Source organism: Phytomonospora endophytica (assembly GCF_014202425.1).
Lineage (GTDB): Bacteria > Actinomycetota > Actinomycetes > Mycobacteriales > Micromonosporaceae > Phytomonospora > Phytomonospora endophytica.
The window spans coordinates 136,646-161,922 of record NZ_JACHGT010000008.1 but is presented as its reverse complement, the minus strand read 5'-3'; the positions used below and the strand labels follow the sequence as shown (position 1 = coordinate 161,922).

General features: G+C 71.5%; 28 protein-coding genes. 14 read left to right on the top strand and 14 right to left on the bottom strand.

The window, feature by feature from the left end; translation table 11 throughout:
- Positions 1-67: 67 nt before the first annotated feature.
- On the bottom strand, positions 68-1,249 hold the full coding sequence (locus tag HNR73_RS19475) for a serine hydrolase domain-containing protein (RefSeq protein ID WP_184788953.1): 1,182 nt from the start codon (positions 1,247-1,249) through the stop codon (positions 68-70).
- Between the two features lie 289 nt (positions 1,250-1,538).
- Here HNR73_RS19475 and HNR73_RS19470 point away from each other — a divergent pair, with 289 nt between their 5' ends.
- The 3 genes from HNR73_RS19470 (at position 1,539) to HNR73_RS19460 (ending at position 4,132) form a co-directional block, all read left to right on the top strand.
- The gene (locus HNR73_RS19470; RefSeq protein WP_184788952.1) at positions 1,539-2,207 is read left to right on the top strand and encodes a DUF998 domain-containing protein; all 669 of its coding nucleotides are present in this window, start codon (positions 1,539-1,541) and stop codon (positions 2,205-2,207) included.
- Positions 2,208-2,273: 66 nt separating this feature from the next.
- A complete protein-coding gene (locus HNR73_RS19465; protein ID WP_184788951.1) occupies positions 2,274-2,921 on the top strand; it encodes an NADPH-dependent F420 reductase in 648 nt (215 codons plus the stop codon).
- Positions 2,922-2,953: 32 nt separating this feature from the next.
- Positions 2,954-4,132 carry an LOG family protein gene (locus HNR73_RS19460; RefSeq protein ID WP_239122137.1) on the top strand — a complete coding sequence of 393 codons (1,179 nt, stop codon included), beginning with the start codon at positions 2,954-2,956 and terminating at the stop codon, positions 4,130-4,132.
- Here the strand turns inward: HNR73_RS19460 and HNR73_RS19455 are convergent.
- Genes HNR73_RS19455 through HNR73_RS19445 form a run of 3 tightly spaced genes read right to left on the bottom strand, consistent with a single transcriptional unit; the run spans position 4,129 to position 6,730 of the window.
- Complete coding sequence (locus HNR73_RS19455; protein ID WP_184788949.1) at positions 4,129-4,947, bottom strand: ABC transporter permease; 819 nt, start codon at positions 4,945-4,947, stop codon at positions 4,129-4,131. The genes HNR73_RS19460 and HNR73_RS19455 overlap by 4 nt on opposite strands.
- Positions 4,944-5,747 carry an ABC transporter permease gene (locus HNR73_RS19450; protein WP_184788948.1) on the bottom strand — a complete coding sequence of 268 codons (804 nt, stop codon included), beginning with the start codon at positions 5,745-5,747 and terminating at the stop codon, positions 4,944-4,946. Before HNR73_RS19450 ends, HNR73_RS19455 begins: the two co-directional genes overlap by 4 nt.
- Entirely contained in the window at positions 5,744-6,730 is a 987-nt protein-coding gene (locus HNR73_RS19445; protein ID WP_184788947.1) for an ABC transporter ATP-binding protein, read from the bottom strand. The genes HNR73_RS19450 and HNR73_RS19445 overlap by 4 nt, the downstream gene beginning before the upstream one ends.
- Positions 6,731-6,850: 120 nt before the next feature.
- Here HNR73_RS19445 and HNR73_RS19440 point away from each other — a divergent pair, with 120 nt between their 5' ends.
- Positions 6,851-7,240, top strand: coding sequence for a DnaJ family domain-containing protein (locus HNR73_RS19440; protein ID WP_184788946.1), 390 nt, complete (start codon positions 6,851-6,853; stop codon positions 7,238-7,240).
- 5 nt (positions 7,241-7,245) lie between these two features.
- On the opposite strand, the gene HNR73_RS19435 is transcribed toward HNR73_RS19440, so the two are convergent.
- Positions 7,246-7,701, bottom strand: a complete 456-nt coding sequence (locus HNR73_RS19435) for a MarR family winged helix-turn-helix transcriptional regulator (protein ID WP_184788945.1) — start codon at positions 7,699-7,701, stop codon at positions 7,246-7,248.
- 63 nt (positions 7,702-7,764) lie between these two features.
- Here HNR73_RS19435 and HNR73_RS19430 point away from each other — a divergent pair, with 63 nt between their 5' ends.
- Positions 7,765-8,133 (top strand): VOC family protein, encoded by a 369-nt coding sequence (locus HNR73_RS19430; protein ID WP_184788944.1) that lies wholly within the window; start codon positions 7,765-7,767, stop codon positions 8,131-8,133.
- Between the two features lie 169 nt (positions 8,134-8,302).
- The gene (locus HNR73_RS19425; protein WP_184788943.1) at positions 8,303-9,508 is read left to right on the top strand and encodes a glycosyltransferase; all 1,206 of its coding nucleotides are present in this window, start codon (positions 8,303-8,305) and stop codon (positions 9,506-9,508) included.
- On the opposite strand, the gene HNR73_RS19420 is transcribed toward HNR73_RS19425, so the two are convergent.
- The 5 genes from HNR73_RS19420 to HNR73_RS19400 are packed head-to-tail and all read right to left on the bottom strand — an operon-like array spanning position 9,502 to position 12,848.
- The gene (locus HNR73_RS19420) at positions 9,502-9,975 is read right to left on the bottom strand and encodes an SAM-dependent methyltransferase (RefSeq protein ID WP_184788942.1); all 474 of its coding nucleotides are present in this window, start codon (positions 9,973-9,975) and stop codon (positions 9,502-9,504) included. The genes HNR73_RS19425 and HNR73_RS19420 overlap by 7 nt on opposite strands.
- Entirely contained in the window at positions 9,975-10,781 is an 807-nt protein-coding gene (locus tag HNR73_RS19415) for an ABC transporter permease (protein WP_184788941.1), read from the bottom strand. Before HNR73_RS19415 ends, HNR73_RS19420 begins: the two co-directional genes overlap by 1 nt.
- Before the next feature lie 8 nt (positions 10,782-10,789).
- Entirely contained in the window at positions 10,790-11,584 is a 795-nt protein-coding gene (locus tag HNR73_RS19410) for an ABC transporter permease (RefSeq protein WP_184788940.1), read from the bottom strand.
- Positions 11,577-12,518, bottom strand: coding sequence for an ABC transporter ATP-binding protein (locus tag HNR73_RS19405; RefSeq protein ID WP_184788939.1), 942 nt, complete (start codon positions 12,516-12,518; stop codon positions 11,577-11,579). Before HNR73_RS19405 ends, HNR73_RS19410 begins: the two co-directional genes overlap by 8 nt.
- A 54-nt stretch (positions 12,519-12,572) precedes the next feature.
- Positions 12,573-12,848, bottom strand: coding sequence for an antibiotic biosynthesis monooxygenase (locus HNR73_RS19400; protein ID WP_184788938.1), 276 nt, complete (start codon positions 12,846-12,848; stop codon positions 12,573-12,575).
- A gap of 60 nt (positions 12,849-12,908) precedes the next feature.
- On the opposite strand from HNR73_RS19400, the gene HNR73_RS19395 reads away from it, so the two are divergent.
- From HNR73_RS19395 to HNR73_RS19375, 5 genes are all read left to right on the top strand, one after another.
- A complete protein-coding gene (locus tag HNR73_RS19395; RefSeq protein ID WP_184788937.1) occupies positions 12,909-13,541 on the top strand; it encodes a TetR/AcrR family transcriptional regulator in 633 nt (210 codons plus the stop codon).
- Positions 13,538-14,056 carry a DinB family protein gene (locus HNR73_RS19390; RefSeq protein ID WP_184788936.1) on the top strand — a complete coding sequence of 173 codons (519 nt, stop codon included), beginning with the start codon at positions 13,538-13,540 and terminating at the stop codon, positions 14,054-14,056. Before HNR73_RS19395 ends, HNR73_RS19390 begins: the two co-directional genes overlap by 4 nt.
- Before the next feature lie 81 nt (positions 14,057-14,137).
- The gene (locus HNR73_RS19385; RefSeq protein ID WP_184788935.1) at positions 14,138-15,112 is read left to right on the top strand and encodes a C40 family peptidase; all 975 of its coding nucleotides are present in this window, start codon (positions 14,138-14,140) and stop codon (positions 15,110-15,112) included.
- A 102-nt stretch (positions 15,113-15,214) separates the two neighbouring features.
- Positions 15,215-16,690: a multicopper oxidase family protein gene (locus HNR73_RS19380; protein WP_184788934.1), complete on the top strand. Its 1,476-nt coding sequence runs from the start codon at positions 15,215-15,217 to the stop codon at positions 16,688-16,690.
- Positions 16,691-16,745: 55 nt separating this feature from the next.
- Positions 16,746-17,981 (top strand): YibE/F family protein, encoded by a 1,236-nt coding sequence (locus HNR73_RS19375; RefSeq protein WP_184788933.1) that lies wholly within the window; start codon positions 16,746-16,748, stop codon positions 17,979-17,981.
- On the opposite strand, the gene HNR73_RS19370 is transcribed toward HNR73_RS19375, so the two are convergent.
- Entirely contained in the window at positions 17,978-18,715 is a 738-nt protein-coding gene (locus tag HNR73_RS19370; RefSeq protein WP_184788932.1) for a TetR/AcrR family transcriptional regulator, read from the bottom strand. The genes HNR73_RS19375 and HNR73_RS19370 overlap by 4 nt on opposite strands.
- Before the next feature lie 73 nt (positions 18,716-18,788).
- Here HNR73_RS19370 and HNR73_RS19365 point away from each other — a divergent pair, with 73 nt between their 5' ends.
- Complete coding sequence (locus tag HNR73_RS19365; protein ID WP_184788931.1) at positions 18,789-19,493, top strand: DUF2306 domain-containing protein; 705 nt, start codon at positions 18,789-18,791, stop codon at positions 19,491-19,493.
- Here the strand turns inward: HNR73_RS19365 and HNR73_RS19360 are convergent.
- From HNR73_RS19360 to HNR73_RS19350, 3 genes are read right to left on the bottom strand one after another with little or no spacing between them, the layout of a single operon-like run.
- Positions 19,424-20,734: a caspase, EACC1-associated type gene (locus tag HNR73_RS19360; protein ID WP_184788930.1), complete on the bottom strand. Its 1,311-nt coding sequence runs from the start codon at positions 20,732-20,734 to the stop codon at positions 19,424-19,426. The genes HNR73_RS19365 and HNR73_RS19360 overlap by 70 nt on opposite strands.
- Before the next feature lie 37 nt (positions 20,735-20,771).
- Positions 20,772-21,428, bottom strand: coding sequence for a response regulator (locus tag HNR73_RS19355; protein ID WP_184788929.1), 657 nt, complete (start codon positions 21,426-21,428; stop codon positions 20,772-20,774).
- Complete coding sequence (locus HNR73_RS19350) at positions 21,425-22,570, bottom strand: sensor histidine kinase (protein ID WP_184788928.1); 1,146 nt, start codon at positions 22,568-22,570, stop codon at positions 21,425-21,427. Before HNR73_RS19350 ends, HNR73_RS19355 begins: the two co-directional genes overlap by 4 nt.
- A 132-nt stretch (positions 22,571-22,702) precedes the next feature.
- Here HNR73_RS19350 and HNR73_RS19345 point away from each other — a divergent pair, with 132 nt between their 5' ends.
- Positions 22,703-23,614: an ATP-binding cassette domain-containing protein gene (locus HNR73_RS19345; RefSeq protein ID WP_184788927.1), complete on the top strand. Its 912-nt coding sequence runs from the start codon at positions 22,703-22,705 to the stop codon at positions 23,612-23,614.
- Positions 23,611-24,420 carry an ABC transporter permease gene (locus HNR73_RS19340; RefSeq protein WP_184788926.1) on the top strand — a complete coding sequence of 270 codons (810 nt, stop codon included), beginning with the start codon at positions 23,611-23,613 and terminating at the stop codon, positions 24,418-24,420. Before HNR73_RS19345 ends, HNR73_RS19340 begins: the two co-directional genes overlap by 4 nt.
- Positions 24,421-25,277 lie beyond the last annotated feature (857 nt).

Sequence of the window (25,277 nt, the reverse complement as noted above, 5' to 3'; positions counted from 1 at the left end):
CGGGTGAACACGACAGCCGGGTGGCGGGAACTACACATCCCCGCCACCCGGCGCCTTCCGTCGTGAGTCAGAGCCCCATCGCCGCCCCGATGATCGGCATCATCAGCGGGTGCTGGTCCTCGCTCTTGGCGTCGGTCGCGCCGAGCGAGTAGACGAGGATCCGGGAGCCGTCGCGCAGGGCGCCGATCCCGTTGAGGTAGCCGGGACGGGCGCCGGTCTTGCCCCACACCTCGATGCCACCGGGCAGGACATTGCGCTGCAGTCCCATGCTGCGGGTGGCGGCCTCGTCGTCGGCGGGGTCGTCGTTGCCGTCGTAGACGGGAACCTCGGGGACGGTGAACATGTTCTCCAGCACCGGATCCGGCACGACCTCACCGGCGAACAGGGCCTTCGTGAAGCGCGTCAGGTCGGCCGTCGTGGAGATCATGTCGCCGGAGGCGAAGCGGTCGGAGACGTTCCAGCGGGTCACGTCGACGAAGCGCCTCGTCCCGTCGGCGGCGACGACGAGCTGGTAGCCCCGCTGGTGCTCGCCCTTGATCCCCGTGGCGTTCCCGGGCGCGTAGGTGTCCTTGAGCCCCAAGGGTTTCGTGATCCGCTCGCGGAGCTGCTTCTCCCAGGTCGAGCCGGTGACCCTCTCGATCACCAGTCCACTCAGGACGGTGTTGATGTTGACGTACTGCTGCTTGGTGCCCGGCGCGAACAGCATCTTTTTACCGCGCAGGGATTCGCGGACGTAGCGCTCCGGCGTCCAGTGGTCGAAGCGGTGCTCGTACTGCCACGCGAACTCGTCCGAGCCCGGGATCGACATCGACGGCAGTCCGCTGGTGAAGTTCAGCAGCTGCCCGACGGTGATCGGCGGGTAGTCGGCCGGGAGGAGCCGGGGCAGGTAGTGCTGGACGGACTCGTCCAGATCGACCAGGCCCTCGTCGACGAGCTGGAGCACGATCGCGGTGTTGAAGACCTTGCTGACACTGCCGATGCGGACGCGGGCGTCGACCTCGGCCGGCGCTCCCGAGCGGCGGTCGCGGACACCGGAGGCGCCGGCCCAGTCCTGCGCGGGATCGACGTCGGTGACGCGGACGAGCGCGGCGGTCGTCCCGTCGGCGGGCAGTCCGGCGATGGCGGCGGCGAGACCGGTCTTGTTCACCGGCGGGAGGACGACCGGCTCGGCGGCCGCGGGCGCCGCCAGTCCGCTCAGAACGGTCGCGGCGAAGGCGGCGGTGAGCACGGCGCGGGTTGTCTTCTTCATGTCCCCAATGCTGTTGCCGCGCGGACCCTCCGGCATCGCCGGGCAGAGCGGTTCGGGGTGTGGTCCCCAGGGGTGAGACGGGCCCGCCGGGCTCACTCTCCCGAACTACCCCAGAGCCCTGGACAGGGAAAACCCCGGCCGCGCAAGGGTCTTACCCCGAGACGTCCCCTAGTCCCCCTCGGTCCCCGGGACCAGTCACAAGACCCCTCTGCGCACCGATGTGGCGAGGGGGTCGTTGATCGCAATCTTGCGGAGTCGATCAACCGCCCCGCCCCGAAGGACTCGCATCATGAACCTCCGCCACCTCACCCACCGGTTCGGCCCCGCCGCGGGCGTCATCGCCCTCCTCGGCCTCATCGTCGCCGTGGCGGCCACCCTCTTCGGGCACCTCGACGCCGACGCCGGGCTGAGCCCCTTCGGGTCGACCATCTCCGACTACGCCGCCGCCGACCGCTCCGGCCCCGTCGAGACCGCGATCTTCCTCGCCGGAGCCGCCGCCCTCCCCCTGCTGGCCGCGCTGAAGGCCGCCGGAGCCCCGATCTCGCGTACCGTCACCGTCCTCTTCGGACTGTGGAGCGCCGGGCTCATGGTCACCGCGATCATCCCGACCGACCCCCTCGGCCACGCCACCATGAGCACCGCCGGATACGTCCACCGCTACGCCTCCACCATCGCCTTCGGCGCCCTCGTCGCCGCCGGGATCGCCCTGGTCGCCGGCCTCCGCCGCCACCCCGCCTGGCGCGACCTGCGGCACGTCGTCGCCGGACTCAGCGCCGTCGCCGTCGCCTCCGCCGTCGCCGTCACCTGGACCACCTACCTCGGCGACCGCGTCCTCATCGGCCTCGCCGAGCGCACCCTCGCCGCCGCGATGCTCGGCATGCTGATCCTCCTGGCGACGCGGTCCATCCGCCTCCGGCCCGCCACCGCCCCCGCCGTCCTGCGCGCCCGCGCCGCCTGACCCACCGCACCCGAAGGCCCGGATCCCCGACGGATCCGGGCCTTCGCCGTGGCTCACCATGGACGCATGAGGTTCGCAGTACTCGGCACCGGCGAGGTCGGCCGCACCCTCGCCGCGGCGCTCGCCCGACGCGGCCACGACGTCCACATCGGCAGCCGCAGCAGGGACAACACCGACGCCGCCGCCTGGGCCGAGACCAACGGCGTCGCCCAGGGCTCCTTCGCCGACGCCGCCGCCTTCGGCGAGATCGTCATCGTCGCGGTCTCGGGCATGCACGCCACAGCCGTCCTCGGAGCCGCCGGCCGCCCGCGCCTGGCCGGCAAGGTCGTCATCGACGTCACCAACCCCCTCGACTTCTCCCGCGGCTTCCCGCCGCGCGTCGTCATCCCCGAGGAGGGCAGCCTCGGCGCCCACCTCCAGGCGATGTTCCCCGAGGCACGCCTGGTCAAGACCCTCAACACCACCAACAACGCCGTCATGGCCGACCCCGCGAGCGTCCCCGGCGAGCACTGCCTCTTCCTCTCCGGCGACGACCCCGAGGCCAAGGCCGTCGTCACCGAAGTCCTGTCCGTACTGGGATGGCGCGCCGAACAACTCATCGACCTCGGCGGCATCGCCACCGCCCGCGGCCCCGAGCAGATGCTCGTCCTCTGGTGCGACCTGACCGTCGCGCTGCCCGGCCGGCGCTTCAACTTCGGCGTGGCCCACGACTGAGGCCGTTTGCCACCGCGGTGCACTATTGCCTGGTGACCGTGCGCTTCGACCATTCCGCGACCGACGTCGAGTCCCGCGAGGAGCTCGACGCCCACCTCGCCGACGGGACCCTCTCCGGGCTGACCGTCCAAGGCCTCGACCTGCGACAGGACTGCCCCGACCTGGCCGTCGTCGACGTCGCCGACGCGATGTTCATCGGCTGCCGCTTCCCCGACGAGGCGACGGCCGCCACCCTCATCACCCGTGGCGCGCACATCATCCCGACCTTCGGTGAGACGCCCTACTCGACGCAGCCCGGGCACCTCTACACCGCGGCCGAACTCGCCGCGGGCTTCGCCGAGGGCGGCTTCGCCGGCATGTTCGACACCCGCGTCTACCGCCACTACGTCGAACGCGGCGAGGCGATGCCCGAGACGCGCGAGGCCCTCGCGCAGCGCCTCCACGACTCCGGGATCGACAACGCGCTCCTCGACCTCATGCGCGGCTGGAGCCACCACGAGGGCGGGCCCGTCGCCGGGATCATGGGCGGCCACGCCGAACTGCGCGGAACGCCCGAATACCGCAAGGTGACCCGGCTCGGCCGCAAACTCGCCCGCGCGGGCGTCCTCGTCGTCACCGGCGGCGGACCCGGCGCGATGGAGGCCGCCAACCTCGGCGCCTACGCCGCCGACACCTCCGAGACCGCACTCGCGCGAGCCGTCGACCTGCTCGCCGAGCACCCCGACTTCCGCGACCACGACCCGTTCACGGCCGTGGCGTTGCGGGTCCGCAAGGAACTCGGCGACCACGACCACAACGGGATCGTCAACGCGGCCTGGTCGCGACAGGGCGGGCTGTCCATCCCGACCTGGCTGTACGGGCACGAACCGGCGAACCTGTTCGCCTCCCGGATCGCCAAGTACTTCAGCAACGCCATCCGTGAGGACACGATCCTGCGCCTCGCGCGCGGCGGCATCGTCTTCGCGCCGGGCCGCGCGGGCACGGTCCAGGAGGTCTTCCAGGCCGCCACGAAGATCTTCTACAACTCCGACGGTCCGACGGGCCCGATGGTGTTCCTCGGCGTCGACTACTGGGCCGGGCTGCCCGCGCCCGAGCTGCTGCGGACCCTGTTGCGGGACAGCCGGGACGGCGACCGGTCGGGGCTCGTGCACGTCACCGACGACACCGACGAAGCGGTCGCCCTGATCGTCGAGGCGAACGTGGCGGGTTAGCTGCCCGCGCCCTGGTAGTGCCGGATCTGGCGGCGCCAGAAGGCGTACGCGATCGCGAAGACGGCCGCGCCGACCAGCGGGGACAGGTAGGCGAGGATCCGCGGGACGCCGAGCTCACCGGTCCGGCCGAGCAGTACCGCCGTGGGCAGGTAGGCGACGAACGCGACCGGCAGGATCGTCAGGGCCCACTGCCCGGCGCGGCCGAAGACCGAGCCGGGGTAGTTGCCGTAGAGGTTGAAGACGCTGTCGACGGTGAAGCGGACCTGCGCCGAACCCAGTGTCCGGAAGGCGATCGCGGACAGGCCGAGCTGGATTCCGCCTTCGACCATGGCGCCGCCGAGGAGTGCGGCGAGCAGGAAGGCGAGCTTTCCGAAGGTCCAGTCGACGTCCACATGCGACATCGCAACGCCGAGCATGACCAGGCCCGCCACCAGGTCCCCGAGGGTGTTGAGGCGGACGCGGCTGGTCATGAGCTGCACCAGGGGATTGACCGGCCGGACGAGGAAGCGGTCGAAGGTGCCTTCGCGCACGAAGTGCTCGACGTCCATGAGCTGGTTGAACGGCACCGCCCACACTCCGTGCGCGGTGAGGCGGATGCCGTAGAGCAGGGCGACGTCGGTGATGGTCCAGCCCGCGATGTCGCCGAAGCGGGCGAGCATGACCCACAGCGCCAGGAAACCGGTGGTCTGGAACAGGGCTCCGGCGGCCATGGTCAAGAACAGGTTGGCCCGGTACTGGGCCGTGCCGCGCAGCGCGCCGCCGAACAGGATGCCGGCCGCCTTCAGCTGCCAGGCGATGGATCCGCGCACGGTCATCCGCCCTGCACCACCACGCGGTGGACGGCGCGCCGCCACACCAGCCGGACCAGACCGCCCACCAGGACCAGCCACAGCAGCTGCACCCCGATCGCCTCCCACGCGCGAGCCCCCTCGAACCGTCCGATGTAGATGGCCACCGGGGTGTACACGACCGACTGCCACGGCAGCCATTCCAGGATGACGCGCATCCAGTCGGGCATCACCCACAGCGGAACGAGCGTCCCGGACAGGAAGCCGCTGAGCACGAAGTACAGGAACTCCATGCCGCTCAGCTCCAGCGTCCAGAACGCCACCGAGGCGACGAGCAGGGTCAGGCAGCAGCTCACCATCCAGCCGAGCAGGGTCGACAGGACGTACGGACCGACCGCGCCCGGCGCGGGCGCGCCGAGACCGCTGACGAACACGACGACCGGGAGCAGCAGCACCACCATCGGCGCCTTGACGAGGAGCTGCGCGACCTGGCCGCAGACCTGCTGGCTCAGCAGCCCGACCGGCCGCGCCATGTCGGTGCCGATCTTGCCGTCACGGACCCGCTCGATGAGCCAGTCGGTGGTGTCGTCCCAGCCGATGAGGTGCTGGATCGCCGCCAGGGACACGTACGTGGTCATCATCGCCAGCGGCACACCGTCCACAATGGCTCGTTCACCGTAGATCGCGCGCCACAGCGCGGCCTGCAGCACGACCTGCATGGCCGGCGCGAAGAGCCAGATGAGAACGTCGGTGCGGTAGGCGTAGACGGTCCTGACGCGACTGGACGTGAAGGCCCAGCGCGCGTTCGCCCAGCCGGTGAGCGTCACCGCGACTCCCGTTCCAGGTACATCCGGCGGATCACGCCTTCGAGGTCGGGTTCGGTGATGGACAGGTCGGTGATCTCGTACTTCGCCGACACCGCCGCGATCAACCGCGCCGCAGGGGTCTCGCGCGGGTCGAAGGACAACCAGACCCGGCCGCCCTCGGCCTTCACCGTCTCGGCCCCGTCGATGTCGACGACGTCGGTCTCCGCCGCGAGCTGTACCACCAGCTCACGGTGAGGCGCGTAGTGCTCCTTCAGGGGCGCGACCGGTCCGTCGTAGAGGACCTTGCCGTGGTCGATGAGGATCAGCCTGCGGCACAGGCGTTCCACGTCGTCCATGTCGTGCGTGGTGAGCAGGACGGTCGTGCCGGTGTCGCGGTTGAGCTCGGCGACGAACTCCCGGATCCGCTCCTTGGCGATCACGTCGAGCCCGACCGTCGGTTCGTCGAGGTAGAGGATCTTCGGCTCGTAGAGCATCGCGGCCGCGAGATCCCCGCGCATCCGCTGCCCGAGCGACAACTGCCGCACCGGAGTGTCCATGAAGGACCCCATGCCGAGGATGTCGACAAAGCGGTCGAGGTTCGCGCGGTAGCGGTCCTTCGGTACCTCGTAGAGCCGGCCGATCATGCGGAAGGAGTCGATCAGCGGCAGATCCCACCACAACTGGCTGCGCTGACCGAACACGACACCGATGTTGCGGGCATTGCGCTCCCGCTGCCTCCACGGCGTGACCCCGGCGACGTCGAGATGGCCGGACGTGGGCGTGAGGATGCCGGTGAGCATCTTGATCGTGGTGGACTTCCCGGCACCGTTGGGGCCGAGGTAGCCGACGAGCTCGCCGGGCTCGACGGCGAAGGAGATGTCGTCGACGGCCCGGGTGGTCTCGAAGTCCCGGCTGAAAAGGGTGCGGACGCCCGCGAAGGCGCCTTCTTTTCGCCGCACGCGCTTGAACTCCTTGACGAGGGCGGCGGTCTCGATCAGGGGCATGCGGACAGGGAAGCACCGGCCGCGAGGAGCGGCAAATGATTTAGCGCACAGGCGATCGGTGCCGCCCCGGCGACGTTTTATGCTCAAGGTCACCGAGCGTGAGATGGGTGGTGCCCCGACATGACCGACAGGTACGAGTCCGCGGCCGACATCGCGATCCGCCAGGCCCAGGAGCGCGGCGACTTCGACAACCTTCCGGGCGCGGGAAAACCGCTGCCGGGTGCGGGGCAGCATCTGCACGAGGACTGGTGGGTCCGCGACTGGGTGGCGCGCGAGGGAATCTCGGGCGTACTGCCGCCGGGACTGGCGCTGAAGCGCGAAGTGCAGGACCTCGACGGACGCCTCGACAAGGAGGCGGGGACCGAGGCGGAGGCGCGGGAGCTCGTGGAGGAGCTCAACGCGCGGATCCTCAAGGCGCTACGGGGACCGGTCGAGGGGCCGCCGGTGACCGTGATGCCGGTGAAGGTGGATGTGGTCCTTGAGCGGTGGAGGGGCAGAAAGGGCGCCTGAGGCGGTCAGGTCCGATCCTCACCGCGCAACGCCCGAATCATCCCCCGCAGCGCCCGAAACGACTCCGCGCGCTCGGCCTCGGACATGCCTCCGAGCATCCGTGACTCGACCGAGCGGACAGCCACGGTCGCTTTTGCCAGGCTGCGCCGCCCGCGAGGCGTGAGCCGCGTGGGCAGAACCTTCCCGACGGGCGCCTCGGCGGGCCTGATCACGTATCCGTCCCGCTCCAGGGCCTGCAACAGCACGTTCATCGTCTGCCGGGTCACGAACGCGCCCCTCGCGAGCTCGGAGTTCGACAGGCCCGGCCGCTGCGCGAGCAGTTCGAGGCAGGAGTAGTGCGTCACGCTCATCCCGAGCGGCCGCAGCACCTCCTCCATGGCCGTGCGAAGGGCGCTCGACGCCTCTTTCAGCAGGTAACCCAGCGATGTGTCCAGGTCAACACCGGCTCCGTCTTGCTTCATGTCAGCAGTCTGACATAGATTCGTTCATGTCAGTAAGCTGACACGACACGAAGGAGCCCGACCATGACCGCCACCGGCCCCGACTTCATCTCCCTCCAGGCCCGCGACCTCGGCGCCTCCCAGGCGTTCTACGAGCGCTATCTCGGCCTCGTCCGCTCCCCGGCCGGCCCGCCCCACGCCGTGGTCTTCGAGACGAGCCCGATCGCCTTCGCGCTGCGCGACATCGTCCCCGGCACCGACCTCGACGCCGCCGCCCGGCCCGGCATCGGTGTAGCGATCTGGCTCCACGCCACGAACGTCCAGGAGATCCACGATGCGCTCGCCGCCGACGGCCACACCATCGTCTCGGCACCCGTCGACGGACCGTTCGGCCGGACGTTCACCTTCGCCGACCCCGACGGCTACCACGTGACGCTCCACGACCGCGCCTGAGGAATCGTCGTGGGAGGGGGAGAAACGGGCGCCGAAACCGCGCCCCTCCCCTCCTAATCTATCTACCACGCCCTCTCGCGACATGCACACCGCCCCCCTGCCCCGGCCTTCGCGGTACGGCAAAATCGCCGGTCGGGCACTTTCGCACTCGCGCCTAGGGGGACCACGCATGCGCATCCTGCTCTCCACATACGGATCTCGCGGCGACGTCGAGCCGCTCGTCGCGCTCGCCCTTCGCCTTCAGGCTCATGGCGCGTCGGTATCTCTCGCCGCACCACCCGACTTCGCCGGGCTCCTCGGCGAAGCCTCCGTCCCGCACGTGCCCGTCGGATGGCCGATCCAGGCGCTGGCGACCGGGTCACTGCCCGACGCACCGAAGGGTCTGCCCGAACTGGCGCCCCGGCTGGTGGCCATGGCCTACGAGGCCGTCGTCTCGGCCGGAGACCTCGACCTGGTGCTCGGCACCGGTTCCCTGCCCGCGGCGGCGGGGGCGCAGGCCGGGGCCGAGAAGCTCGGCGTCCCGTTCGTGTCGACGACGTTCTCCCCCTGCTACCTCCCGACCCCGCACAACCCGCCGATCGGGTGGCCGGGGCTCGTCTTCCCCGAGGGCGAGCGCGACAATCGCGTCCTGTGGCGGCTTCTCGCGGAGTACCTGCACGGCATGCTCGGCGCCCCGATCAACGCGCACCGGGAGTCGGTGGGGCTGCCCGCCGTCGACAACGTCCGCGACCACGTCTTCGGTCCGAGTCCCTGGCTGGCGGCGGATCCCGTGCTCGGCCCCTGGCCGCTGCCCTCGGAGCTCGCGGTGGTGCAGACCGGCGCCTGGATCCGGCCGGACGAGCGGGCGCTGCCCGCCGATCTCCTGGCGTTCCTGGATTCCGGCGAGCCGCCGGTCTACGTCGGGTTCGGCAGCATGCCGATGCGGGCGGCGACCGAGCCCGCCCGCGTCGCGGTCGAGTCGGCGCGGGCCGTGGGACGCCGTGTCGTGCTGTCGGGCGGTTGGGCGGAACTGGTGCCGGTCGACGACGGCGGCGACAGCTTCGCCGTCGGCGAGGTGAACCAGCAGGCCCTGTTCCCGCGCGTGGCCGCCGTCGTCCACCACGGCGGTGCGGGGACCACGACGACGGTGGCACGTGCGGGAACCCCGCAGGTAATCGTCCCGCAGGTGGCCGACCAGCCCTACTGGGGCGCGCGCGTCACCGCGTTGGGGACCGGTGTGCTGCATGACGGACCGGCCCCGACCGCCGAGTCCCTCACCGCCGCGCTTCACACGGTCCTCGAACCGGGAGTCGGGGCGCGGGCGGGTGAGGTCGCTCGTGAGGTCCGCGGGGACGGAGCCGAACTCGCCGCCCGGCTGCTGCTGGAAGGTCAGTAGTACTCGGCCATGAGGTCGTCGACCCATCCGGGCTGCGTCACCGTTCCGCGCGCGCCGAACTCGGCGAGGTAGGGCTTCACGTCCAGCACGGGAGTGCCGTCGAGGGCGTCGAGCCCGGCGACCCGCAGGGTGAGGCCGTCGACGGCGAGCAGACGGCAGCGTGAGACGCCGAGTCTGTTGGGGCGGAAGGGTTCCCGGTGGGCGAAGACCCCCACCGGGGGCCATTCCGGGTTCCCCCGGGCCGGGCGGGGCCTGAGGTTGATCTTGTCGGGGTCGACGCGGTCGAAGAGGAACACGACCTCCAGGTGGGAGAAGTGTTCCAGGCCGGTGGTGGTGTCGGGTTCGAACATGGTCGCGTCGAGCCGGATGGCGGCTTCCACGTCGGCCCAGTCGTCCTCGACCCACTCGGTCCGGCCGCCGTCGACGCGGCCGAGGGCTCGCAGGGGGTAGGAGTCGTTGGTCGTCATCAGTACCTTCCCAGGGTTCCGCGCTTCTTGGCGACGCGTTCGAGCCTCGCGAAGAGCACGACGCCGATGACCAGTATCAAGATCGGTTGCAGCAGCAGCCATCCGAGGCCCCAGCCCGAACCGAGCGCCGTCAGCGGGTCGCCCCCGATGACCATGTCGCGCATGGCCTCGACGCCGGGCGCGATGGGGACGAGGAGCCTGGCGGCGGTCGCGGTCCAGTCCGGCATCGCCGTCAGAGGCACGAGGGTGCCTCCCGCGACGGCGTAGACGGCGACCGAGACCTGCGGGATGATCTCGATCCGCTGGTAGACGAGCGTCAGTCCGCAGATGACCAGCGACAGCCCGGCGGTGCCGACGGCGATCGCCGCGAGCGGCACGAGAACGCCCGCGGTGACGGGGAATCCGCCGTCGTTCACGGTGACGGCGAGGTAGCCGGCGGCCAGCACGGCCGCGGCGGTCGGGAGGGCCGAGACGGCCGCCGCGACCTGCCGTCCGAGCACGACCACGACGGAGGGCAGCGGGGTCAGGTAGGTCTGTTCGAGCACGCCGGACTGGATGTCGCCCTGGTAGCTCCAGAACACGCGGTTGACCTGCTCGTGGATGAAGGTCAGGGCCACCATGCCGAGCAGGGTCGGCAGCAGCAGTTCCGGCAGGAGCCTGCCGCGGCCCATGAACAGGACCACCAGCAGGTAGAAGACCGGGAAGGTGAGCATCTGGATCGCGAGCTCGCGACCTCCGGACAGCAGCTGCCGGAGTCCTTTGCCGATCTCGTTGCCGAAGGCACCGGCGTAGTGCGTCGTCGTCATCACGCCTCCTAGTACTGGCCGAGGTGGCCGTCGCGGACGGCCACGCGGTGGTTGCGGCGGAACAGGAGCGCGGCCCCGACGGCGAGGACGGCGGTGTGCGCGGTGAGCCACGGGAGGGCGCCCGAGGTCCACAGTTCGGCGAGGGTGAGTCCGTCGAAGAGGGCCTTGCCGACGGCCTCGATCCCCAGCGTCGTCGGCAGCAGCCGGGCGATCCCGGCGAGCCAGCCGGGGTAGAGGGACAGCGGGAGGAAGGCGCCGTTGAGCAGCAGGATCAGTGCGGTGAAGAGGGACTGGAGCGCGCCGACCATCGGCGAGCGCACCGCGATCGCGGCCAGTAGGTAGATGAAGGCGAGGATGTCGAGGAGCAGCAGTGCCAGGGGGATGACCGCGCCGGCGTTCCAGGGGATGCGAATTCCCGCGACGGCGGCGGGGACGGCGGAGGCGGCGACGGCCACGACGAGACCGAACAGGGACGCGGTCGCCAGTCGCGCGAGCATGAGCGCCCACGGGGGCGCGACGGACATCTGCGACTGGGCGAAGGTTCCGCCGCGTTTCTCCTCGACGAGGTCGGCGACCATGACCATGGCGGAGTACTGGAGGAACCAGTAGGCGCCGATGGCGATGAGGGTGGGCGGCAGGAGGTCTTCGCGCAGTCTTCCCTGGCCCATCACGAATTGCAGCCCGAGGTACATCGACATGCCGACGGCGAGGCTGATGACGTGGCCGAGGGGATGCGCGAGCTGGCTCCGGAGTCCTTTGTGGACTTCGGCGCCCATGACGGCGAGCGTGCGGGTGTCAGCCATGGCGGGCGTCTCCCACGAGCGTGAGGAACACGTCCTCGATGCCGGGCTGCGACTGGGTCAGCGAGCGGAGCACGAGCCCCCTGGCCCGCAGCAGGTCGATGAGGTCGTAGACCTCGCGCGGATCGGCGACGCGGCCGGTGATCGCGGTGGTGTCGGCCTCGGCGGTGGCGGTGAATCCGGCGGGGAGCACGGGCAGGTCGGGGTGGCCTTCGACGTGGACCTCGTAGGTGTCGCGCAGGCGGAACCCGGCCAGCAGTTCCCCGGTCGGCAGGTCGGTGGCGATCCGGCCGGCGCGGATGACGGCGACGCGGTCGCACAGCTCCTCGACGACGTCGAGCTGGTGCGTGGTGAGCAGGACGGTCTTGCCGCGATCGTTTGACAGTTCGGCGATCCAGTTCTTCACGGTCCTGGTCGCGGCCACGTCGAGCCCGAGGGTCGGTTCGTCGAGCAGGACGATCGCGGGGTCGGCGATGAGGGCGGCGGCGATGGCGACCTTCTGCTGCATGCCTCGTGAGAAGCCGCCGACGGTGTCGTCGCGGCGTTCCCACAGGTCGAGCTCGGTGAGCAGGGCGGTGGCGCGGGAGCGGGCCGCCGCGCGGGTCATCCCTTTGAGGCGCCCGAAGTAGATGAGGTTCTGCCAGGCGGTGAGGGTCCAGTAGACGTTGCGGGAGCCTTCCAGGACGGCCCCGAACTGGGCCATCGCGGCCGATCTGCGGGCGGCGACGTCGTGCCCGTTGAGGCGGACGGTGCCTGCGGTGGCGCTGAGCAGTCCGGCGGCGATCTTGATGGTGGTGGTCTTCCCGGCCCCATTGGGTCCCAGGAAGCCGATGACCGTGCCGGGTTCGACGGTGAGGGACAGGTCGTCGACGGCGGGCTCGCCGCCCGGGCGGTAGGTCTTGGTGAGTCCGGTGATCTCGATGGCGGGGGTGTTCACGGTGCACGTCCTTTGTGGATGGAGCCCCGGGCCGTGCGGCCCGGGGCGTCGGGGTCACTTCGCCTCGTGCAGCTCGATCTCCTCGGCCGACCGCACGGTCGTCAGCGCGAAGGCCGCGGCGGCCTCGGGTCCGGCGTTCTGCCGCGCGGCGGCCAGGTCGGCCGCCGAGTCCCAGCGCCAGACGGCGATCCAGGTCGTCTCGTCGAGGCGGCCGATGCGCGCGTCGGCGAGTCCGGGCCCGGTGGCTCGGACGAGGGCGTCGTGGCGGGTGACGAGCTCGTCGGCGTCGCCGGGGCGGGCGGTCACGCGGGTGATGGTCAGGATCGGCATCCCGAATCTCCTTTACTAGAGTTAGTCACTAGTGATGGACTCTAGTTATAGACTACGACCATGACGATCGGCAAGGGCGAGGGAAAACGCGCGGTCAAGGCCCGCGAGACGCGGCGGAGGATGCTCGCGGCGGCGCGGGACCTGTTCGTGGAGCACGGATACGGCGCCACGGCCCTGCAGGACGTGGCCGACCGGGCAGGCGTCGCCGTGCAGACGATCTACTTCACCTTCGGGACGAAGCGCGCGCTGCTGAAGGAGGTCGTCGACGTCGCGATCGCCGGCGACGACGAGCCCGTCGCGACGATGGACCGGGCCTGGTTCCGCGAGGCCCTGGCCGCGCCGAGCGCCGCCGAACAGATCGGCCTGCACGTCGCGGCGACGGCCACGATCCTGGCGCGGGTCGCGGCGATCACGAAGGTGCTCAACGCCGCCGCCGCGACCGATCCGGAGATCTCGGCGGCCTGGCCGCAGGGCGTCGATCCGCGCTACACGGTCCAGCTCGCGGCCGCCGAGGCGCTGGTCGCCAAGCCCGGCGCACGGCCGGGACTGACGGCCGAAGAGGCCGCCGACGTGCTGTACGGGGTGCTCGGACCGGAGCTGTACCTGGTCTTCACCGGCGAACGCGGCTGGCCGGGCGAGAGGTGGGCGGCCTGGACGACACGGGTCCTGCTGGCCGAGCTGGTGGTGGCATGACGTCGCCGGCACCGCTCGACGGGCCCGGCGTCGAGGTCGCCGATCCGGGTGAGCTTCTTCTCGGCTACCTCGACTGGTACCGAGAAGCGCTGTCCCGCAAGCTTTCCGGCCTGTCCGACGAGGGTCTGCGCACGCCCGTCGCACCCCTGGGCTGGTCCCCGCTCGGGCTGGTCCAGCACCTCGGCTGGGTCGAGCGCCGGTGGATGCGCTGGGGTTTCGCCGCCGAAGACGTGCTCGCCTACCCGCCGGACGGCGACGATGGGGAGTGGGGAATCCCCGCCGACCGGCCGACGGCCGAGATCCTCGCCGCGTACCGCGTGGAGGTCGCCGCCTCCCGGGCGCTCGCGGCCGGTTCACCGGTCGGCGAGCGGGCCCGCGTCGGCGGGCGTTTCGCCACCGAGGCGCAGGCCCCCACGCTCGGCCGGATCCTGTTCCACCTGCTTCAGGAGTACGCCCGTCACGTCGGCCAGCTCGACGTCGCCCGCGAGCTGATCGACGGCGTCACCGGGGAGTGATCCGACCCATCTACTATCCTCCTTCGTAGCTTAGTAGTACCGTCGAGCGCGCACGGTTCCCCTGACACGAAGGCGATGCGGATGACGAGCGTTGGGCACGGACGGCTCCTGCGGGCGGGTATCGCGGTTCTCGCCGTCCTCGCGGTCCTGCTGCCGGCCACGGCCGTGCGGGCCGACCCGGTCGAGGACGCCGAGGAGCAGATCGAGCGGGAGTACCACGATCTCGAAGCGGTGATCGAGGACTACAACAAGATCAGCAAGGAGTTCAAGGACACCAAGAAGCAGGTCGCGAAGCTGGAGAAGGAGCTCAAGCCCTTCGAGGAGAAGCTCTCCGTCCTCTACGAGCGGGTCGCCGAGATCGCGTCCAATGTGTACATGGGCGGCTCGCTGTCGGGCATGACGGCCGTCTTGACGACCGGCACACCCGACAATCTCGCCGAGCGGATCACCCTGCTGGATCAGGTGACCGTCGACGACAGCACGGCCATCGACGAGCTCAACGCCGCCAAGGCCGAACTGGACGAGCGCAAGTCGGTCCTCGACTCGCTCTACGCCGACCAGTCGGGCCGCGAGGAGGAGCTGCGGGAGAAGAAGGAGACGATCGAGACCGACCTCGAACGCCTCCAGGAACAGCGCGAGAAGGCCTACCGCGACTCCCGGGGCATCGACCCCGACGACTTCGTCCCGCCCTACATCCCCGGCGACCGGGGCAAGGTTGTCAACTTCGCCCTCAAGCAGGTCGGACTGCCCTACATCTGGGCCTCCTCGGGCCCCGACGGCTTCGACTGCTCCGGCCTGACCCTACGGGCGTGGAGCCAGGTCGGCCTCGACCTGCCGCACAACGCCGAGGCGCAGTGGAACATGCTCCCGCACATCCCGCGCGACCAGCTTCAGCCCGGGGACCTGGTGTTCTACAACGACTTGAGCCACGTCGCGATGTACATCGGCGACGGCTACGTCGTGCAGGCCGCGATCAACTACAACAACGTCGCCATCGAGACCCTCGACGGCGCGGCCAGCGACTACTACGGCGCCGCACGCATCCCCGGCTTCTAGCCGTTCAGGTACCCCCTAGGGGTTCAGGTCACACTTCCTGGATACCCTTAGGGGGTATCTGTTACGGTCGCCGGAACGTCACCGAGCGACCGAGGAGCGACCATGAACGGCTGGAAGCGGCGCGGAGTCCTGGCAGCGGGCCTGACCGTCACCGGAGCCGCGATCACCGGCTGCGGAACCGATCCGGCCGACCCGGCAGGCGAGGCGGTCGGTCCGGCCGACCCGGCCGTCGCCGCCGCCGAGACCGCGCGGCGGGCGCCGTCGGCGCGGGTCGTCGAGGTCGAACTCGTCGCGCGGGAGTCCACGGTGGATCTCGGCGGTACGAAGGTGCGCACCTGGTCCTACGGCGGAACCGTGCCGGGCGCGGAGATCCGGGTCAAGGCCGGGGACGTGCTGAAGGTCCGGCTGGTCAACGAGTTGCCCGCCGAGACGACCGTCCACTGGCACGGCCTCGCCCTGCGCAACGACATGGACGGGGTGCCGCACCTCAACCAGGACGCCGTCCCGCCAGGCGGCGAGTTCCACTACGAGTTCACCGTTCCCGACGCCGGAACACACTGGTTCCACCCGCACGTCGGCGCGCAGCTCGACCGCGGCCTGTACGCGCCGCTGATCGTCGAGGATCCGGCGAATCCCGGCGACCACGACGTCGAGGCGGTCCTGGTCCTCGACGACTGGCTTGACGACATCGACGGCCGCGACCCCGACACCCAGCTGGCCACCCTCAAAGAGGGCATGGACATGGCCGGCCACGAGGGCATGACGATGTTCGGAAGCGACCTGCTCGGCGGCGACGCCGGCGACGTCGACCACCCGCTCTTCGTCATCAACGGCCGCACGACCGCCGATCCCTTCACCGTCAACGCGAAACCCGGCCAGCAGGTGCTGCTCCGCCTGATCAACGCCGGTGCCGACACCGCCTTCCGCTTCGCCGTCGCCGGGCACGAGTTCACCGTCGTGGCCACCGACGGCTACCCCGTCGAGCCCGTCACGACCGACGCGCTGCTCATCGGCATGGGCGAGCGCTACGACGTCGTACTGACGGCCGGGAAGGGTGCCTTCCCGATCGTCGCGGTCGCCGAGGGCAAGGAGAAGCGCGCGGCGGCGATCCTGCGCACGGCACCGGGCAGGGCCGACGTGACCGCGGGGCTGCCCGAGCTGATCGGCCGTCCGACCACAGTGGACGAGTTGACGACCCCGGCTTCGCATCGGCTCGCCGAACGCGAGCCCGACGTGACCCACGAGGTGCTGCTCGGCGGGGACATGGCGTCCTACCGCTGGACCATCAACGGCGCACAGCATCCCGACGTCCCCCCGCTGACCGTCCACGAAGGACAGCGGGCGCGGCTCGTCGTCAAGAACGCCACCACCATGTTCCACCCGATGCACCTGCACGGGCACACCTTCCAGATCGCGGGGAAGGCCGGGCCGCTGCGCAAGGACACGCTGCTGGTGCTGCCGGGACAGGAATTCGCGCTCGACGTCGACGCGGTCAATCCCGGGCAGTGGATGATCCACTGCCACAACCTGTACCACGGCGAGGCGGGGATGATGGCGACGTTCTCCTACCTGCGGTAGCGGGCGCCTCCGCGAGGCCGGTCAGACTGGTCGGCCAACCGTGGGAGGGGAAGCGATGGGCGCCGGACACGACCATGGCCAAGGGCCGCCGGTCTCGCGACGGACCGTGCGGGCCGCCGCCGTCGTCCTCGGGCTCGCCGCGGCGGCCACCGTCGCGGCGATGATCTGGCTCTGGCCGGGCGAACGGCCCGAGACCGAACGGCCCGCCGACGTGGCGTGGGCCTACGGCGAGGTCGTCGCCGTCGACACCGATCCCTGCCCGGAGACGCCCGACGACGCACCGCCCGGCGCCCGGCCCGGGCCGAGTGGCTGCGGTACCGCGACCATCGCGATCACCGAAGGCCCCGGCACGGGCACAGAGGTCGAGGCCGCGCTGCCCGCCGGTGCCGGGGCCCCGACGGTCGACGTCGGCGACGCCCTGGTCCTGCGCCACCTCCCCGACGACGCGACCTACCTGATCAGTGACCACCAGCGCGGCACGCGGCTGTGGATCCTCGGCGCGGCCTTCGCGCTGGCCGTCATCGCCTTCGGGCGCTGGCGCGGACTCTCGGCGCTCGCCGGGCTCGCGGTGACCTTCGGGGTGCTGCTGCTCTTCGTCGTCCCGGCGATCCTCGACGGGAAACCCCCGCTGCCGGTGGCGATCACGGGCGCGGCGGCGATCATGCTCGTCGTCCTCTACCTCACCCACGGGGTGTCGATGACCACGACCATCGCCGTCGCCGGGACCCTCGTCAGCCTCGTCCTGACCGGCCTGCTCGCCGCCCTGGCGACCGGCGCCGCGCACCTGACGGGCATCGCCGACGAGAGCTCCAACCACGTGTCCCTCACCTACGGCTTCGACATGCGCGGGCTGCTGCTGGCGAGCATCCTCATCGGCACCCTCGGCGTCCTCGACGACGTGACCGTCACGCAGTCGGTGACCGTCGGCGAGCTCGCCCGCGCCAACCCCGGTTACGGGCCGCGCAGGCTGTACACGGCGGCGACGCGGGTCGGGCGGGCGCACATCGCGTCGGTGATCAACACGATCATCCTCGCCTACGCGGGCGCGTCCCTGCCGGTGCTGCTGCTGGTCGCGGCGGCCGACCGGCCGCTCGGGGAGGTGCTGACCGGGCAGGCCGTCGCGCAGGAGCTGGTGCGCAGCGCGGTCGGCACGATCGGGCTGATCGCGGCCGTGCCGATCACGACGGCGCTGGCGGCGCTGGTCGCGCGACGGCGGACCGAGACCGACGGCACGCCGGCGCGGCCGAAGGAGCCGAAAGGCGAGTGGCTGGGGATGTACGGGGAGCCCTAGCCGCGCGCCTCCGCCGCGGCGATGCGGGCGGCGACGCCGTCGAGGAGGACGTCGAGGCCGAAGCGGAAGTCCGGGTCCTCCGCGGCGGGTTCCTCGAAGGCCGGTGAGGCGAACAGCCGCGCGGCCTCGGGGAAGCGCCCGGGTTCGACGAGTTCGGCGAGCGCGCGTCCGTATGCGCGTTCGACCTCGGCCTGGGCGCGGTCGCCGCGGCCGGTCGCGAAGCCGTGGTCGAGGGTCGAGGCCTGCCGCACCCAGCCGCCGAGGAGGAGGACGACGCCGACCTTCTCGGCCCAGTCGAGGGCGGTGTCGCGCAGGGCGCGGAGGGCGGCGTCGAGCCAGGCGATGGCATTGGGGCCGCCGGGTGGGCCGGCGACGGGGACGCGGGCGAGCCACGGGTGGAGGCGGTAGACCTCGCGGTTTCCCTCGGCCCAGGCGTGCAGGGCCGGTCGCCACGGGCCGTCGGTGGGCTCGGGCGGGGGCGGCATGGCGTGGTCGGCGAGGAGGACGAGCAGTTCGTCCTTGGAGCCGACGTAGCGGTAGAGGGCCATCTTGGTGACGCCGAGGGCCTCGGCGACCTTGGGGAGGGTGACGCCGGGGAGGCCGTGGCGGTCGGCGAGGTCGAGGGCGGCGCCGAGGACGCGGTCGACGTCGAGCTCGGCGGGTCGGCCGAGCCCGGTGGCGGCCGGGACGCGCCAGAGCCGGCGCAGGTCCGGCGGGACGTTCGTACCGGTCATGTGGTGCATCGTAACGGCCCGGGTTAGTATCCTAAGGATAGTATCCCTAGGACGCTAACTCGGAGGAGTCCGCATGACCACCCCTCGCCGCCGCCGTCCCCGGTGGCTGCTCGCGCTGTCCCTGGCGACGCTGGCGCTGCTGACCTTCATGCTCTGGGCCTACATCCCGCCCGACATCGACACCAGCCGCGCCGACATGCACGGCGACCGGCTGCGCTACGCCCTGCTCGTCGCGCACATGGCCTTCGGGACCGTCGCCACCGTCGCCGGGCTGCTCCAGTTCTGGCCCGTTCTCCGGGCGCGCCACCCGCGCGTGCACCGCTGGACCGGCCGCGCCTACTTCTACCTGGGGATCTTCCCGGCGGGCGTACTCGCCGTACCCGTCACGATCGCCTCCGAACAGGGCGTCTCGAACCAGGCCGCGCTGCTCACGCTGACCGCGCTGTGGCTCGCGACGGGCGTCGCCGGGCTGCGCGCCACGCTCGCGCGCAGGTACGCCGACCACCGCCGCTGGATGATCCGCAACTACGCGCTGACCCTGGTCATCCTGGCGTCACGGGTGTGGGGCGGGCCGCTGTTCGCGATCGTGTTCGCACTGGAGGACTCCCGCGTCTACCAGGGGAACACGACCGCGATGATCCACGACATCGCCAGCGCGGGCGCGTGGCTGTCGCTGCTGGTGAACATGCTCGTCGCCGAGTGGATCATTCACCGCAGGCGGGGGCGCGGGTCCTCGTCGACACCGGCGGCCGCGATCCGGGTGGAATCCCCGCGCTGACGCAGCAGCGTGTCGAGGTTGCGCCGGACGACCGGATCGGTGACGCCGAGCTGGATCGCACAGCGGTACCAGGCCTCGGCCTCACCGATCTCGCCGCGCTCCTTCAGCAGCAGCCCCAGGTTGTTCATGGCCCCGGCCACGCCCGCCGCGATCGCCAGCCGGTAGAAGGTCTCCGCCTCCCCGCCGCGACCGAGCAGTTCGAGGACGTGCCCCAGATTGAACAGGGCCTCCCGGACCCCACCGGCGACGGCACGCCGGTACATCGCCTCGGCGCCACCGAGATCGCCGGAGTCGGCGAGGTGCAGGCCCAGGTGGTTCATGGCGACCGCGTCACCCGCCTCGGCCGCCTCCCGCAACAGCGCCACCGACTCACCGCGACGGTGGCCGTAGGCCGTCAAGGCGATCCCGAAACGCCCCAGCCGCTGCGGCACCTTCGCCTGCGGTTCACGCGGCCCGGGTGCCTCGGGCACCTCCGGCACCGATACGTCGGCCCCGGCCGCGAGATTGCGCGCGATGACCAGGTCGGCACCGGCGTTGCGGCTGCGCTGCTGCGGAACCGGCCGGGAACGGCCGCTGAGACTCGCGTGGAGATGCCGGTACAGCGCGCCCATCGTCAGCAGACGGCCCGCACCGGGCACCCCCTCGGTCAGCGCCCGCACCAGCTCACCGGTGAAGGCCGTGAACGGTTCCCCGTCGGGCGACAACGAGATCCGCGTCTCCGCCGACGACGTCAGCAGGAAGGTCCCGTCGATGCTCGTCCGGTCGGCGATCTCCTCGCCCCCGCCCATCCCGCCCAGGAGCGCCAGGCCCGAATAGCAGGAGTCGATGACGACGACCTTGTTCCGCGCCCGGGAACCGAGCACCGCCCGCCGCAGGTACTCGTAACGCAGCGCGCTCTCCGGCTCGTTGGGCAGCGAGTCGCGTAAAGCCAGGTAGAGCTCGCCGTCGTGGAGGTCGACGAGACCGTGACCGGAGAAGTAGATGAACAAAGTATCGGTGGCCAGGGCCGCGGCGGCCCGGATGGCGGTCAGGATCTGCCCGGTGCCCGCGCCCTCCGGGGTCACCGTGCAACGTGACCGGCCGATCCCCCAGATCCGCCGGTCGGTGAAGGCCGCGCGCAGGGCCTCCACACCCGCGGTCACCGCGGGCAGATGCTCGAAGGCCCCATAGACGGGGACCCCCACGAGGACGACCCGCGAGGCCCGCGGGTCGGGAACGCCGGTGCCGTCGTCGACCGCCACACCCCAACTCTCGCCGACCGGCCCGCCTTCGGCAAGCTCACTCCTCCCCGGCCAGCCCCGCCTCGTAGGCGACGATCACCAGTTGAACCCGGTCGCGCGCGCCCAGCTTCGCGAACAGGCGGGCCACATGCGCCTTCGCCGTCCCCATGCTGATGTACAGGCTCGCGGCGATCTCGGCGTTCGTCAGCCCCCGCCCGACCAGCGTGAGCACCTCCCGCTCCCGCTCGGTCAGACCGTCCACGGCCCGGCCGCGCGTCTTCCGGCGCGCGGCCGGGCGGGCCGCGAACTCGGCGATGAGCCGTCGCGTCACGCCCGGCGCGATGAGCGCGTCGCCCGCCGCGACTACCCGGACCGCGCCGAGGATGTCGTCGAGGGCCATGTCCTTGACCAGGAAACCGCTCGCGCCCGCACGCAGGGCCGCGTAGACGTACTCGTCGTCGTCGAAGGTCGTCAGGACCAGCACGCGCACCGGCTCGGCGGCGGCGGTGAGCGCGGCCGTCGCCTGGATCCCGTCCATTCCGGGCATGCGGATGTCCATCACCACGACGTCGGGCCGCAGCTCGGGCACCAGCCGCACGGCCTCCTCGCCCGACCCGGCCTCGCCGAGGACCTCGATGTCGAAGGTGTCGGCGATCAGCACGCGCAGACCGGCCCGGATGAGCGGCTGGTCGTCGACGAGCAGGACCCCGATCATGACGGGAGAAGCAGCCGCGCGGTCACACCGAAGCCGCCTTCCGGGCGCGGGCCCGCGCTGAACTCGCCGAACAGCATGCTCACGCGCTCGCGCATGCCCGCGATGCCGAAGCCCGCGCCGGGGCTCACGGCGGTGGTGCCGCGACCGTCGTCGGTGATCTCGATGAGCAGCTCCCCCTCCCGGTACTCCACGGTCACCCGGCAGGTGTCGGTGCCCGCGTGGCGGACGACGTTCGTCAGCGCCTCCTGGATGATCCGGTACGCCGAGAGGTCGATGTCGGCCGGGACCGGCCGCACCGGCCCGATCCGGTGCAGCTCGGCGCGCACCCCGGCCGCGGCGGTCGAGGCGACGAGGCGCTCCAGGTCGGCGAGGCCCGGCGCGGGATCGAACTCGGCGGGCGCGGCCGCCGAGCGGCGCAGCGAACCGAGGGTCCGGCGCAGCTGGGCGAGGGTTTCCCGGCTCGTCGCCTCGATCGTGGCGAGGGAGTTGCGGGCCTCGGCGGGCTGCGTCTCGATGACACGGCCGCCGACGCCGGCCTGGATGGCGATGATGCCGATGCTGTGGGAGATCATGTCGTGCAGCTCGCGGGCGATGCGCAGGCGCTCCTCGGTCACCGCCCGTTCGCGCAGGGCCAACCCGTACTCGCGGCGCATGCGCACGGAGTTCCCGATGATCCACGCCGTCACCGCGATGAGGACGCCGACGAAGAGCGTCGCCGGGGCCTGCGCGACCTGCGGGTTGGGCAGGTAGTTGAGGAACGCGGCACCGAGCTGGCCCACGAAGGTCAGCCCGGCGGCGGTCAGCGAGATCAGCGGCCGGCGCGTCGCCGCGACGTACCCGACGGCCGCCTGCATGGCGATGACCTGCACGAAGGTCGGATCCCAGCTGTCGCTCGGACCGCAGAGGTAGAAGGCCGCGATCATCGCGACCGTGCCCACGAGCGGCCAGCGGCGCAGCAGCCCGGCGGGCAGCACGACCACGAAGATCCGCAGCGTCAGGTCGGCCAGGTCGGGATTCGGGCGCAGCGACAGGATCAGGAACGCCAGCGCGAACGGGAGCACGGCCATGCAGGTCCACAGCAGCAGGCCGCGCGCGGTCGGCGAGAGGCGTTTGAGCAGCGGAGGACGAGGGGCGAGGGCCATGCCGCCAGGCTAAGCCGGGATCTTCGGACCCGCATTGGCCCACGGACCTAATCCCCAGGTCTAGTTTTCGCCCGAAATGTTCTAAACCCTGGACCGATGCGTCAGGCCTCCCGAAACCGGATCGTGGTACATGTGATCGAACTCGACGCACTCACCAAACGCTACGGCGGCACGACCGCCGTCGACGGCCTCACCTGCACGGTCCGGCCGGGCCGCGTCACGGGTTTCCTCGGGCCCAACGGCGCCGGGAAGTCCACGACGCTGCGCATGGTCCTCGGCCTGCACGCGCCCAGCTCCGGCACCGTGACCGTCGCGGGCAGGGTCTTCGGCTCACTCCCACGCGGGCTGCGGCACGTCGGCGCGCTCCTCGACGCGGCCGACGTGCACGGCGGCCTCAGCGCCGTCGGGCACCTGTGGGCGCTGGCCCGCGGCAACCGCATCCCACGGTCACGGGTCGGCGAAGTGCTCGACGAGGTCGGGCTCTCCTCCGTCGGGAAACGCCGGATCGGTGGTTTCTCGCTGGGGATGAAACAGCGGCTCGGGATCGCCACGGCCCTCCTCGGCGACCCGCCGGTCCTGCTCTTCGACGAACCCTTCAACGGCCTCGACCCCGAAGGCGTCCTGTGGGTGCGGGGGCTCTTCGGGAGACTCGCGGCCGAGGGACGCACGGTCTTCGTGTCCAGCCACCTCATGAGCGAGATGGAGAACACCGCCGAGCACCTCGTCGTCATCGGCCGCGGGCGCCTCATCGCCGACGAGAGCCTCACCGCCTTCTCCGCGCGCAGCGCGGGCCGCCGCGTCGTCGTGCGCACGCCCGAAGCCGCCCGCCTGGCCGGCGTCCTGGCCGCGGCGGGCGCCGTCGTCACGCCCTCGGGCGAGGAGACGCTGACCGTGACGGGCATGGGCCTGGAACGCGTCGGCGAGCTCGCCTTCGAGTACAGCGTGCCCCTGCGGGAGCTGTCGGGGCACGGCGCCTCGCTGGAGGCCGCGTTCATGGAACTCACCGCCGCCAGCGTCGAATACCTCGCAGGAGACCGCCGATGAGCACCACCGTGACCGAGGGCCGCTTCACCGACCTGCTCGCCTCCGAGTGGATCAGGATCCGCTCACTGCGTTCCGTCGCCTGGGCGATCGGCCTGAGCGGCCTCCTCGTCGTCGTCATGAACATCGGCGCCGCCCTGACCGACCACGTCAAGTGGTTCGACTACGGCGAGAGCGTGCGCGCCGGGTTCTTCCCCCACTGGTCGATCGACGCCGCCTTCTCCCAGGGCGCCATGATGGTCAGCTTCCTGGCGGTCTCGGCGATCGGCGCCGTCCTCGTCGCCTCCGAATACGGGACGGGGATGATCCGGACGACCTTCGCCGCCGTCCCGGCCAGACGCACGCTCATGGCGGCGAAACTCCTCGTCACGGCCGCCCTGTTCACCGTCTGGGGCGCCATCGTCGCGACGGTGTCCTTCTTCGGCAGCCAGTGGATCCTCTCCTGGCACGACGTCGGCGTCCCGATCACTCACCCGGGCGCCCTCCGCGTCGTCACGGCCTCGGCCCTGCTCGCGCCCTTGGCCGCCCTGGTCGGCATGGGCCTGGCGACGCTGCTGAGACACGTGGCCTCCTCGATCGTGGCCGCCGTCGGACTACTGCTGCTGGCCCCCGCCCTGATCAATTCCCGCCAGGGCTGGCTGATCCACGTGGACAACGCCTTCCCCATGACAGCGTGGATGCGACTGTCCGACCTGTCCACGGACGTGCCGCCCCCGTACCTCGGCCTCCCCGGAGCCTGGACGGTCAACGCGGTGTGGACGACGGTCGCGGTGGCCCTGGCGACGGTGGCGGTACGCCGAGACCCGTGAGAGGGGGGGGGAGGTGGGGGCGGGGGGCGGGGGTGTGGGTGGGGCGCCCAGCGGTCGGCGGCCAACGCGGCCGTGGGCCGTGGGCCGCTGCGGGCCGTGGCCCGGACCGCAGGCCGGGGGGCCGCCGGGGCCGTGTACCCGCGAGCCGTGGACAGGCCGCGAGCCGTGGGCCGTGGGCCGGGCCGTGGGCCGGGCCGTGGGCCGGGCCGCAGGCCGTGGGCCACACCAGCCCGGCGGGCTCCAGCCTCACGGCGACTCCGGCCCGGGGCGAGCCCACGCCGCACCCCTCCGAGGACCGGACGGTGAGGGTGGCAAGGCCGCCTGCACGGCTCACAGCTCCCGCGCCTTGCACGGCTCGGACGCCTCACACGCCTCCCGCACCTCACACAGCCCGGACGACACGGCTCCCGCGCCTCCCGTGCCTCTCGCGCCTCGCCCGACTCCCACGCCTCGCACGGCCCGGACGCCTCCCGCACCTCTCCCGGCCGGGACGCCTCACACGGCTCCCGCACCTCGCACGACTTGCACGCCTTACACGGCTCCCGCGCCTCGCGCGACGGACGGCCCGGACGACTCCTGCGCCTCACACGGCTCGCATGGCTCCCGCACCTCGCACGACGGACGGCCCGGACAACTCGGACCCCTCGGACGACTCCCGCGCCTCCCGTGCCGCGCACGACTCGCACGCCTTCCGCGCCTCGCACAACGGACGGCCCGGACGACTCCTACGCCTCACACGGCTCGGACGCCTCCCGCGCCTCACACGACGGACGGCCCGGACAACTCGGACCCCTCGGACGACTCCCGCGCCTCCCGTGCCGCGCACGACTCGCACGCCTTCCGCGCCTCGCACAACG